Consider the following 12,523-nt stretch of genomic DNA (forward strand, 5'->3'; position numbering starts at 1 on the left):
TCTTTGTTTTCGCGTTTACAGGCCCATCATCATGCCCGTCAAATCCCCGTGCAACGGCACCTGCATGCTTGACCCAAGATCGGGTTACTGCATGGGATGTTATCGCACCGGCGATGAAATCGGTTCCTGGATGACCATGAGCGACGGCACCAAAAAGCGCGTTATTTCCAAGACCCGCCAACGCCGCGCCGAACTCAAAAACGCGACCACTGCAAGCTGTTCAGACTGACCCGGCCGAACGGACGGATGCCAATTGTGCGTCGCCATGAACGGAAAACGGGCTTTCCTGCGTTGCTTCGTAGGACGGGGCGTCCTTTGGCAGGATCATCTGGAATACGGTCCCCGATCCAGGTACAGACGAAATCTTGAGCTGACCACCAAGGGTGTTTTGCACCACATTCAAAATGATCGCCAATCCAAGCCCGCTGCCCCCGGTTGACCCGTCAACCGACCAGAATGGCTCGAAAATCTTTTCGTGATTTTCTGGCGCGATACCGATCCCGTTATCAGCAATTTCCAAAAGATAGTTTTCTTCATCCCGATTGCTCAGCCTGATGCTGATCTTGCCGATTTCCCGTCCGACAAAGGCATGCTGATGGGCATTCATGATCAAACTCAGCAGCACCTGATCAATCGCGTCACTGTAACTGTTCAGATGCGCGGATTGCGGCAGCGCCATCGTCAGTTCAATACCGGTCTTTTCAAACTGTTTGCGCAATGTTTCGACCAGATTGGTAACGACCTTGGTCAGATCGAAATTGCGAAGAACATGAACCGTCTGGTCCGTCGCCGTCTGATTGAAATGTTTCAGAAGTTCCTTGGTCCGGATGATGTTCTTCTGAAGAATTCTGTTGCCTTCCAGAAGTGAATTGACCGCCTCCATGCGGTCTTCATCAAAGTCGCCTGCCTTGATCAGGCCTTGCTGCAAGTCCTGCAGATCATCGGCCATGGTGGTACTGACCGTAAGCGCATTGCCAAGCGGGGTGCGCATTTCATGTGATACCCCGGCAACAATCCGGCCAAGGGATGCCATGCGCCCCTGAACAAGCAGATCCTTGGTCAAAAGCGCCTGAAGTTGTGCGGTTTGTCGTCGTCGCAGCAAAAGATACCCGATCCCCCCCGACAGCCCCCAAATCATGATGGTAACGAGGCCAACAAAGATCCCCTCTGCCGTTTTATCCCCCGCCCAGGCCTGATAGGCGGGCGCACTTCCGACCAGATAAAACCTTGCAGTCTCCGAATGCACACTGCCGCTTGAGAAACTGCTCATCATCCGTTCAACCGGAAGGGTTTCCACCTCGTAAATCAGGCCATCAAATTCAAAACCAGCCTGTCGATCGACTGATTTGATGCGCTGCCAAAGTTCCGGACTGGCCTGCGCCACAGACGCATTGTGCCCAAGCATGAAGCCCCAGTTGCGATCGTCGCTCGCCCCGGCCAGCCAGTATCCGTCGTGATTGATAAGTTCGGTTTGGGTCACACCGTCGGATGCAGTGCCATACGGGATCAATGGCACCCGCATATCCAGATTGACGATCAGATATCCGACAATGCTTTGATCAACGCCACTGATCGGTGCCACCAGCCGGGTTGTCGGACGCAGCGGCATTTCGATCTCGCCATTTTCGACATTGAGGTCAAGCCTGCTGACATAAACCTGGCCAAGGCGCAAAGACCGGGCTGCTTCGAAATAATAACGATCAGACTTGTCTTGTAGCGCATCATCAGGGGCAACGATCACCTCGTTGCCGCGTGCATCAACCCGGATGGCTTCCATACCGGATGGCAGGATGATCCGAAGCTGGCTGAAACGTTGCACTTCACCCGCCAGTTCCGTGAAATATCTGATCGTCTCGTCCGGGCGGGTCTGAAATTCCTCAACTGCCGGATGCAGGATCGACAGGTTCAGGGTCTGGATGGCGGTTTCATACCATTGCTGGATATCTGCCGCCCGATGGGTAACATCCACAAGCAGACGCCGAACCGTCCGTTCGTCTTCGCGGCTGGATTCAATTGTGTGCCAGAACGCCATCACCCCGAAAAACAGAAACATCCCGCCAAGCGCAAGAACGCCCGTGACCTGCCAGAAATAACTGCTTTGATACCACTGCGCCTCGCGTCCATCGACAAGAGGCAGGGCCTGGTCACCCGAAGACGGCGTTTGTACATCCGGATCAATCATCATCCGACCATCCGTCGCAATCCCGGCTTTTCAGCCAGTCGACAAATTCTTCCGGCACAATTCCCGGGCTGTACAGGAAACCTTGAGCAAACTGAATGCCAAGATCCTTGCAGATCCTTTGTTGTTCGATGGTCTCGATCCCCTCGGCGACCGCAGAAATTCCAAGGGTTTCTGCAATTTTTGCCGCAGTTTCGGTAACCTGATTGGCCCCTACATCCACCGCAAGCCCACTGATAAATGACTTGTCGATCTTGATGCCGCGCACCGGCAGGATATTCAGATGATTGAGCGACGAATACCCGGTGCCAAAATCATCAAGCCAAATCTCAAACCCAAGGGCCGCCAGTTTCTGAACACAGGCTGTCGCCTCGCCATCGTTGGTAAATCGCTGGGTTTCGGTAATCTCAAAACCAACCGTTTCCGGTCCAAGATGATGGGAATTGCATGCCTCAATCAACTGATCGATGAAATCCATATTGCCGATATCATTCGCCGCCAGATTGATCGCCACCTTCAAGGGCGGCAGGCCCGCATGCCCAAGCATTTCGTTCAGGTTCCGAACGGCATCAAGGCATTGGAACGTGATCGCACCACTTAACCCTGCCCGTTCGGCCACCGGGATGAAACGCCCCGGCGAGATCGGCTTTCCATCCTCCATCCAGCGACAAAGAACCTCGCTGCCAATGACAGCGCCGGTGTTCAGACAGATCTTCGGTTGAAAAACGAATGTCAGTCTCCGATCCCGCACGGCCGCACGCAAGGCGCCGACCATCCGCAGTGAGCCCTGCACTTCATCGGCCATGGATGGCTCGAACTCAGCCGTGCCACCTGGGCCTCTTTGCTTTTGTTTCAGCAAAGTCAGCCTTGCGGCCCGTTGTATATCGCTTGACCGGCGCCCTTGCGGATTACCGCGCACAACACCGATGGTTGCCCGCACGACAACCGGGCTTCCGACAACATCGAACGGATCGTCGAAGATTGCCTCAATGGCGGAAACTTCAAATGTACCGATACTGTCAACAAGACCAAGCGTATATTCCCCGACGCGCGCGACAAATACGCCGTCCCCCGCCACGCCGCGCAAGCGTTCATAAACCGCAGTGATGATCCGCTCGAAATAATTGACACCAAATGCAACGCAAAACTGTGCGGCATCTTCGATGGCGATCATCGCGACGATGGCCGCATCGCTGCCATTTCGCGTCATATGCATCAGTTCTCGATCAAACGCGTTCTGATTGGGAAGACCGACGCGCTGATCGACAAACGCCAATTCGGCCAACTCGTTCATCAATGCCAGATTGTCAAAACAGATCCCGAGATTGGTGGCAAAAACTTCAACCAACACGGTGTCTTCTGGGCTTAAGACATGATCATGGACCAAATAGATCAGCATCCGGCGTCCCGTATCGCTTCGATGGCTAAACAGGATCTTGTTGCCTGAAATGATCGGTGCCGTGCGGCCTTTGTTCCCCGATGAAATCAGGTGATGGTCGATGTCTTCGACTTCCGAAAGGTTTTTGCCGACACACGAAGCAAACCGCCCGACACTCGACAGCACCACAAGATCATCTTCGCGGGCTGGCAAGTTACCCAGGGCACAAATGCCGCCTTGCGGGCTGACGCGCAGGATTGCGGCAAGCTGGGTCAGAACACCTTCGGCAAAGATATCGATACTCTTGTTTTGATATAGGTATTGCGTGCCCTCGATCACCAGTTCAAGGCCGGTGCGCGTCCCCTTAAGAGCCCGCACATAGTCAACCGCCCGGATCGCCGTTGTCAGCGATGTGACAAGACGGGTGCGGGTCAACTCGTCCTTTGACCAGTAATCATCAACTTCGTAATCGCGGATGACTTCCTTTTCCGGCGCATCGCCGGGATATCCAGTACGCAATATGATGCGCTGTTCGCGGTATCCTTCGGCACGGATTTCCTCGACCAGACGCAATCCGCTATCGGGACGCTCCATCACGATATCCAACAGAATGACCGCGATATCAGGTGTTTCACGCAGAAGTTTCAGCGCCTCTTCGGCCGAAAAGACGTGGATCAGTTCAAGGGACCGCCCGAGGATTTTCACCCGCCCAAGGGCGAAGTCCGTCGCCTCGTGAACATCCCTGTCGTCATCGACGACCAGAATACGCCAGCTTGTATCGCCTTGCCGCGCGTCATAGGCGCTTGAAGCTATCCTTGACGACGAGGTTTCCGGCATTACGGGCTCAATCAACGTTGTTTCCCTTGTTCATTCGCGCACCTGCCCGCGACAAGAACCGGATCGGTCAGCAAACAACCATTTCCCGATGCTTTTACGAACGAACAACCGCGTGATGCCCTCACAAAGGGCGCAAAATCAATATCCCCGAAACGACCCCTTACCATCTCCTGATACAGTATCCTCTGATATGCGATATGGGTTCACCCAAACGCGATTACAGCCCAATGATTGGCGATTTTCTGGTTCTTTCCGACGATGTTCGATCCTTGAACTCGGTCCCAATGGTAAACGTGCGTACGGCACGCAATTTTTTCAACCTATGCGATATCCGATTTGATCTTTTTACGCGCACCTACACGTCCTGCTGGACGCGGTTGCGCTGTCAGTAAGATGGCTTTATCTGTTGATAGGCAACAACCACAAGGCAACGGCACCCTATGTCAGATACCGCACCGTCATCACTCGCCCTGCGCCAGATGCAGCGTCATGCCAGACGGGCGGTTCTGGCAACAACCGCGTACGATCATGCTCAGATCCCTGATGGCTGGCCGGTGACATCGATGGTTGTCCCGGCTTGCGACATGGATGGTACGCCCTGCCTTCTGATTTCCGAACTTGCCGATCACACCCGTCATATCAAGGCCGACAATCGCGTTTCGCTTCTGGTGACAAACCACGATCTGGCCGAAAACAACGATGGTACGGCCACAATTGAAACCGATACCGCCCGATTAACCATCTTCGGGCGCGCCATGCCGGTAACAGCCGCCACTGACCTTGATCGGGTGAAGAAACGCTATCTGCAAACCCATCCCGATGCTGCCCAATATGCCGGGTTTGCCGATTTCGGGTTCTATCGGGTTTCTGTCGATGCAGCCTACTGGGTAGGTGGATTTGGCAAACAACGCCGCCTTTCGGGTGACAAGCTGATACCCGCAAACATCACCCCCCTGATCGACGGCCATGACGGGATCGTTGCGCATATGAATGCCGACCATGCCGATGCCCTGTCTGGCATCGTTGGTCACTTCACCACCGCCGACCCCAGTGCTGGCTGGCAGATGCAATCGATTGACTGCGATGGCATGGTTCTGACCGCCAATTCGGTCGATATCGCACCGCTTAGAATCGACTTCCCGACCCCGGTCCGAACGCCGGACGAGGCACGCGAAATTTTGGTCAAAATGTGCAAAATATGGCGCGCATAAGTCGGACCATTTGTATTCTGAACATTAAACCCGCGACCCTGAAAATGTAATTTTCGCAAACGCAAAAACACTTACGTTTTCCTAGGTATAAGGCAAAAGGAGCGGTTGCTTTTAAGACACCTTTGTAACAATATGTCTCAGCGCTTCCGATTACCCACAATTGGCAGTGTAAAATAGGACATTAACCCCCAGATTTTCATTCCCACCAGGAGAGTTTCGTGCTGCAATCAGGACCCGTTGTCAGCCGTGTAGGCCTTGAAACCCATGGCCTCAAAAACCTTGGCGCCGTTCACTGGAACCTTGACGCTGCCGGCCTTTATGAACATGCGATCCGTCGCAACGAAGGTAAAATCGCCAAAGGCGGTGCCTTTGTCGCCCTTACCGGCGAACATACCGGCCGTTCCCCGCTGGATCGCTTCATCGTCGAAGAAGAAAGCACCAAGGCAGATATCGATTGGGGCGATGTAAACCGCCCGGTCAGCCCGGAAGTATTTGAGCGCCTCTATCAGAAAGTGCGCGCATATTTCCAGGGCACCGAACTGTTCGTTCAGGATTGCTTTGCCGGTTCCGATCCGCGTTTCCGCCTGCCGGTGCGCGTGATCAACGAAAACGCATGGCATAACCTATTTGCCCGCAACATGTTCATCCAGCCGCAGAAAGAAGAACTGCGCGACTTCGCGCCGGAATTCACCATTCTGCACGCACCTGGCCTTCAGGCTGACCCGCAAGACGACGGCACCCGCTCCGAAGTCTTCGTGATGGTCAGTTTTGAGCGCAAAATGGTCATCATCGGCGGCACCTGGTATGCCGGCGAAATGAAGAAATCGATCTTCTCGGTTCTTAACCACATCCTTCCGGCCAAGGGCGTCATGCCGATGCATTGCTCGGCCAATATGGGCAAGAATGGCGACACCGCCGTGTTCTTTGGCCTGTCGGGTACTGGTAAAACCACGCTTTCTGCCGACGCATCGCGCACCCTGATCGGGGATGACGAGCACGGCTGGGGCGAAGACGGCGTCTTTAACTTCGAAGGCGGCTGCTATGCGAAGGTGATCAAACTTTCGCGCGAAGCAGAACCGGAAATCTTTGCAACGACCGAGCGTTTCGGTACCGTTCTTGAAAACGTTGTGATGAACAAGCAATCGCGCGAGCTTGATCTCGACGATGCCCGTCACACCGAAAATACCCGTTCTTCCTATCCGATCGAATTCATTCCGAATGCATCGGAAACCGGTCGTGGTGGTCACCCGAAAAACATCATCATGCTGACCTGTGATGCGTTTGGCGTTCTGCCGCCGATCGCAAAGCTGTCCTCGGCACAGGCGATGTACCACTTCCTGTCGGGTTACACCGCGAAAGTTGCCGGCACCGAAAAAGGTGTCAAGGAACCGACTGCGGCGTTCTCGGCCTGCTTCGGTGCGCCGTTCATGCCGCGTCATCCGTCGGTTTACGCCAAGCTGCTTGGCGAAATGATGGAAAAACACGAAGCCAATTGCTGGCTGGTCAATACCGGCTGGTCCGGCGGCGGCTATGGCGTTGGTTCGCGCATGAAGATTGCCTATACCCGTGGCCTGCTGAATGCCGCACTGAATGGCGATCTTGAAAATGCCGAATTCGCGACCGATCCGTTCTTCGGTCTGGCCTATCCGACCGCCTGCGGCGATATCCCCGCAAGTGTTCTGAACCCGCGCGAAAGCTGGAAAGACAAGGCTGCCTATGACAAGGCTGCCACCAACCTGACCGGCCTGTTTGAAAAGAACTTCGCGAAGTTCGAAGAACATGTCGCAGACGATGTCCGCGAAGCTGCCATCCGCAACAGCGCGGAAGTCAAAGCCGCCGAATAAGTTCGGACGTCACTTTGCAAAAAGGCCGGTGTTTGACACCGGCCTTTTTTATTCGCGCGACGTATCTTAACGGTATTTCTACTTTAAATTGCTTCACTCATCGTGTGAAAAGCGCGTGCCAATCACCTGAAACGTGATAGCATGTTGATCTCGTTGTTCTTTTTAGAATGATTGCAGCACATTCGTGACAAACCGGGCCGATATTTCCTTGCATGTGCTTTTGCGGTGCCTTGTTCTCAACGGGCGCCGAAACTTGCGTGCGTTCGTACACGTCATCAGCCTGATCCTTGTTGCACTGGCCCTTACTGGCACTGGCAAACCGGCATCTGCCCAGAACACGCTGATCCCACCCGCTGGCAACCAGCGGACTGTCACACTTGCGTGCAATCCGTTCCCGCCCTCAAAAATTGCCGAGAACGCCACTTTACCGGGTTACGACATCGAAATTCTGCGCGCTGCCTTTGCAACCCGTAACATCACCCTGATCACGCCATTTTACCCTTGGCGACGGGCCTACTTTCTTGCCCGTACCGGACAGGTCGATGGCCTGTGTTCGTGCAGTTACCTGCCTGAACGCGAAGAGGACCTGTTTTATTCTTATCTGCTGGGACATGTCCGCGTGGCGTTCTATGCCATGGGCGAGAATGCCCTGACATCAATTGAAAAGATTGCCGATGCCAGGAACATGATTGTCGGCGTCGTCAACGGCTATAGCCTCGAAGTAACTGCACGCCATGCCGGACTTGATGTTCTCGTGGTTAATAGCGAAGCCACCCTGCTTGATATGCTGCTTTCGCGCCGTATTGATGCCGCCTTGTCCTATAAGGCGCCGATGGATTACGAGTTGCACAATTCGGAACACAATTTTAGCGGGGCCGGTCAAATTCACTTCAAGGTGATTTCGAACAATCCCTACTATTCTTGCATCTCGCGTAAAGCCAAGGACCCAAAGGCCCTCTTGACCGAGTTAAACAACGGCCTTGTCACGATCCGGGAAAATGGCCTGTTTGACAAAATCCTCGCCCGATATGGCGTGACTTCCGAGGACGGCAAAAACTGATCGGGCCAGTTAACGCCGCATCTCGCGACTCAATATCCCCGCCCGGAAATGTCCTCGCCTGCCAGCATCACCGCTTGTAAACAGAATCACGCCAATAAAGCGTAATGTCGGCCTCTGGCTTGCCGAACAGATAGCCCTGCGCATAGTCAAAACCGGCCTTGGTCACAAGTTCGCGCATCTTGTCTGTCTCGATCATCTCGGCGACAACCTCGACATTGATGTCGTGACACAAATCGACAAGTGATCGCAGGAACGCCAGTCCCTTGGCTGTCTTGGTCGATTGCCGGATTGATTCGCCATCAATCTTTACATAATCGATATCCATTGCGCTGAGATACCGGAAGTTCGACGCACCGGTGCCGAAATCATCAAGGCAGATCTCGACCCCGAATTCACGGAAACGGGCAATCCATTTTGCCGCCGTATCGATATCGCTGATTTCGGCGGTTTCGGTGATCTCAAGCATCAATTGGCCAAGTGCTTCGCGATGGCGCTCAAACAGCGCAATCACAGACCGGCAAAAATCCGGATTTCCCAGCGAATGGCCCGAAATATTCACAGCAACCCGGGCCGTTATCCCCTGATCAAGCTGGGAGGTGATCCATTTCAGGTTTCGGCGCAACATCGCCAGATCAAGACGATGGACCATATTGACCTGCTCGGCAAAACTGACCAGTTCCTGTGTCGGGATCAGTTTGCCATCATCGTCATAGAACCTTACCAGCACTTCGAAATGATGGATTTCCGCATTCGGCAGGCGCACGATCGGCTGATACACCGTGTCGAACTTCAACTGATCGACCCGGATGCCAAAATCCTGCATCGCCGAAAAGGTATTGTTGACCAGATTATCCGCCTGCCCCATCAGGCGCGAAAACGTAAAGCTGTGCTCCTGCCGGTCACAGAACCGCCGGATGGAATACAAAACCCCGCGCGCCAGATCGCCCGGCGGGATCAGCTCGGCGGTAAAATCGGTCACGGATGAACTGACCTCGATCCCAACCCCGGTCGGATCGGCATCGCGCACACATTCCTCGATCCGTTTTTCAAGATCGCCAATCGGGACATCTGCGCGATGTAACATGCCAAATTGTTCTGTCCCCAGTCGCCCGGCCGTGTCGCCCGCAACCGAATGGGCGCGCAGAAAGGCTCCGACGCTGGCCATCATTTCCGCCTGTTCGATCTGTTTCATCCGCGCGCATAGCGGATCAAACGCATTGAGGGTCATCAGGGTAAATTTGTGCTCGATCCCGGTTTCCCGGCGCGCCATCAACCGTTCCGTGACGACCTTTGACAGGCTTTCCTCATCAAGAAGTCCCGTAGCAGTGCCGCGCTGAAGGCTGGCGGCAACATCGGGCGACAGGGCATTGATCGCAACTCTGAGTGCGACAAAGAAATGATCGCCAAGATCAGGCAGGAAATAGCCGCTCATGGAAACCGGCGGGCTTAACATGTCGGCCTGCTGATTGAAGCGGACCTGGATATTGTCCATGCGCCCGCGACGGCGCGCGACCCGCAACATCTCTGTCACCAGGGGGCGATACTGTTTGGCCAGGAATTGGATGAACGACTTCCCCGACAGATCTTGTGGCCGATGCCCCAAAATCCCGTCTGATGCGCCAGAGGCAAAAACAATCTGCAGATCCCCGTCCAGTTCCAGAAGAAGATCCCCCCAGACAAAGGCCAATGCCGCAAAACGGTTTCTTTCTTTGCGCAGTTCGGTTGTTCGCGCCTTTATAAGTTTATCCAATGCACCCTCTCACGCTGCCCGGATCAACAAGTGATTCCCTTCCCCCGAGCACGGAAACCAGTCTGATCGCCTTAATGGCTTTCGGTCATTTTCACTGTTTCTACTTAACAAGGGTTTTACAAAACCTGAATTTCCTATGCGGACGGATAATAATGTCCTCGCCCGGTTTTCCCGGCCGAACCTCCATCACATTTGATACGCGCAGCCCAAGGCTCCAGACATGGTTCCCGGACAAGAACCCAATATATGTTTGCTCTTTTTGGCCGTTTTAAACCCCTGTGCCGTTCACGCGGGCAGCATGCAATTCAACGGCGAACAAATGACCACGGGTACACCATTTGTGGTTCTGATTGATCCTGATGGTTTGCAACACCGTAAGGATCGCATACAAATGTCGACTGCCTGACACGCGCGCCAGGCACGTCTGTCCAACAAGCATATCCGGAAGGCCCCAGATCATGACCACCGCCCCGAAACGCAGATCCGAATTGCCCCGTGTCGACGATGACAGCGTTCTGATCTTTGATCTCGACAACACGCTTTATCCGGCGGCCTGCAACCTGTTTTCACAGGTGTCTGATCTGATCGGGCAATATGTCCGTGACGCGCTGAAGCTTGAGGCAACCGAAGCCCACCGGGTGCAAAAGGACTATTTCCATCGCTATGGCACCACCTTGCGCGGGTTGATGACCGAACATGAAATCGATCCGGCCGATTACCTTGCCAAGGTCCATGACATCGATCTGTCCGTGGTCGACCCGGCACCCGATCTTGCCAGTGCGCTGAATGATCTTCCGGGCCGTAAACTGATTTTCACCAATGCCTCACGCGGTCATGCCGAACGGGTGATGGACCGCCTTGGTATTGCTGATCATTTTGAAACCATCTTTGACATTGTCGATGCCGAATACATCCCGAAACCCAAGCAGGAACCCTATGACCTGCTTCTGGCGCGCGATGGCATCGATCCGACCCGTGCGGTCTATTTCGAAGACATGGCCAAAAACCTTCTGCCGGCCAAGGATATGGGCATGACCACCGTCTGGGTGCATACCGATCTTGAATGGGCGCAGGCCGGCCGCGATGATCCGCGCATTGATCATGAAACCGATGATCTTGTCGGTTTCTTGCGCGGGCTTAACAGCGGATCGTAATCCTCCGTTAAAGCTGCGCCCAATCAGGGTGCTTTAGTTTCCCGCTACCGGGCACGGCAGCGCTGATTTGTCATCGTTCCAGGATTGAGCTTGGCGGTATGATCGGCTATGTCTATCGGCCATACGGGATCAGGAACGGAAATCTGCCTGAAACAGGCGTTTCTACGTAAACTGGCGGAGTTGACTTGCGCGCGCGCATTGACCATTCTCCGCCAACGCAATTTTGGCTGACCGCAAGGACCTTCGAAAAATGAACAGAACCGAGCTTGAAGGCGTGATCAACGTCGCATGGGAAAATCGCGACGAGATTAACTCCTCTACCCAGGGTGAAATCCGCAAGGCTGTTGAACAGACGCTTTCCGCCATGGATTCCGGCGACCTGCGCGTTGCCGAAAAGACCAATGGCAAGTGGGTTGTCAATCAGTGGGCCAAAAAGGCGGTTCTGCTGTCCTTCCGTCTCAACGACATGACCACCATCGCAGGTGGTCCGGGCAAAAACACCAACTGGTGGGACAAGGTTCCGTCAAAGTTCGAAGGTTGGGGTGAAGCCGAATTCAAAAAGGCCGGTTTCCGCGCCGTTCCGGGCAGCATCGTGCGCCGTTCGGCCTATGTCGCACCGGGCACCGTTTTGATGCCGAGCTTCGTGAACCTTGGCGCCTATGTTGATACCGGTGTCATGGTCGATACCTGGGCGACGGTTGGATCCTGTGCACAGATCGGCAAGAACGTTCACCTGTCGGGTGGTGCCGGTATCGGTGGCGTGCTTGAGCCGCTTCAGGCTGGCCCGGTCATCATCGAAGATAACGCCTTTATCGGCGCACGTTCGGAAATCGTCGAAGGTGTGATTGTCGAAGAAGGTGCTGTCATTTCGATGGGTGTCTTTATCGGCGCATCGACCAAGATCATCGACCGCACCACCGGCGAGACTTTTGTCGGTCGCGTTCCGGCCTATTCCGTGGTCGTTCCGGGCAGCATTCCGGGCAAACCGCTTCCGGATGGCAGCCCGGGGCCGAGCCTGTATTGCGCGGTTATCATCAAACGCGTTGATGAAAAGACCCGCTCGAAAACTTCGATCAATGAATTGCTGCGCGACTGATCTGCGACACGCAA

At 54.5% G+C, this 12,523-nt stretch carries 9 protein-coding genes; 6 read left to right on the forward strand and 3 right to left on the reverse strand.

Translation table 11 applies throughout. The annotated features are described in order from the left end of the window. Positions 1 to 31: 31 nt before the first annotated feature. Positions 32 to 229: a DUF1289 domain-containing protein gene (locus AUQ41_RS00200; RefSeq protein WP_063085708.1), complete on the forward strand. Its 198-nt coding sequence runs from the start codon at positions 32 to 34 to the stop codon at positions 227 to 229. Here AUQ41_RS00200 and AUQ41_RS00205 read toward each other — a convergent pair. Together AUQ41_RS00205 and AUQ41_RS00210 are read right to left on the reverse strand one after the other, a co-directional pair. After that, entirely contained in the window at positions 221 to 2,185 is a 1,965-nt protein-coding gene (locus tag AUQ41_RS00205; RefSeq protein ID WP_063085711.1) for a sensor histidine kinase, read from the reverse strand. The genes AUQ41_RS00200 and AUQ41_RS00205 overlap by 9 nt on opposite strands. Next, positions 2,175 to 4,409 (reverse strand): EAL domain-containing protein, encoded by a 2,235-nt coding sequence (locus AUQ41_RS00210; RefSeq protein WP_143588761.1) that lies wholly within the window; start codon positions 4,407 to 4,409, stop codon positions 2,175 to 2,177. Before AUQ41_RS00210 ends, AUQ41_RS00205 begins: the two co-directional genes overlap by 11 nt. A 425-nt stretch (positions 4,410 to 4,834) precedes the next feature. Between AUQ41_RS00210 and AUQ41_RS00220 the strand changes: the two genes are divergently transcribed. The 3 genes from AUQ41_RS00220 to AUQ41_RS00230 all read left to right on the forward strand — a co-directional run bounded on the left by AUQ41_RS00220 (position 4,835) and on the right by AUQ41_RS00230 (position 8,509). Next, complete coding sequence (locus AUQ41_RS00220) at positions 4,835 to 5,605, forward strand: HugZ family protein (protein ID WP_063085720.1); 771 nt, start codon at positions 4,835 to 4,837, stop codon at positions 5,603 to 5,605. 218 nt (positions 5,606 to 5,823) lie between these two features. Continuing rightward, positions 5,824 to 7,449, forward strand: coding sequence for a phosphoenolpyruvate carboxykinase (locus tag AUQ41_RS00225; RefSeq protein WP_063085723.1), 1,626 nt, complete (start codon positions 5,824 to 5,826; stop codon positions 7,447 to 7,449). Positions 7,450 to 7,702: 253 nt separating this feature from the next. Continuing rightward, entirely contained in the window at positions 7,703 to 8,509 is an 807-nt protein-coding gene (locus AUQ41_RS00230; protein ID WP_168173433.1) for an ABC transporter substrate-binding protein, read from the forward strand. Between the two features lie 67 nt (positions 8,510 to 8,576). On the opposite strand, the gene AUQ41_RS00235 is transcribed toward AUQ41_RS00230, so the two are convergent. After that, a complete protein-coding gene (locus AUQ41_RS00235) occupies positions 8,577 to 10,259 on the reverse strand; it encodes an EAL domain-containing protein (protein ID WP_063085728.1) in 1,683 nt (560 codons plus the stop codon). A 458-nt stretch (positions 10,260 to 10,717) separates the two neighbouring features. On the opposite strand from AUQ41_RS00235, the gene AUQ41_RS00245 reads away from it, so the two are divergent. Continuing rightward, a complete protein-coding gene (locus AUQ41_RS00245) occupies positions 10,718 to 11,413 on the forward strand; it encodes a pyrimidine 5'-nucleotidase (protein ID WP_008889093.1) in 696 nt (231 codons plus the stop codon). Between the two features lie 250 nt (positions 11,414 to 11,663). Next, positions 11,664 to 12,509 carry a 2,3,4,5-tetrahydropyridine-2,6-dicarboxylate N-succinyltransferase gene (gene dapD / locus AUQ41_RS00250; protein ID WP_063085734.1) on the forward strand — a complete coding sequence of 282 codons (846 nt, stop codon included), beginning with the start codon at positions 11,664 to 11,666 and terminating at the stop codon, positions 12,507 to 12,509. Positions 12,510 to 12,523 lie beyond the last annotated feature (14 nt).

The sequence above is a fragment of the Thalassospira sp. MCCC 1A02898 genome, assembly GCF_001618185.1.
GTDB lineage: Bacteria > Pseudomonadota > Alphaproteobacteria > Rhodospirillales > Thalassospiraceae > Thalassospira > Thalassospira tepidiphila.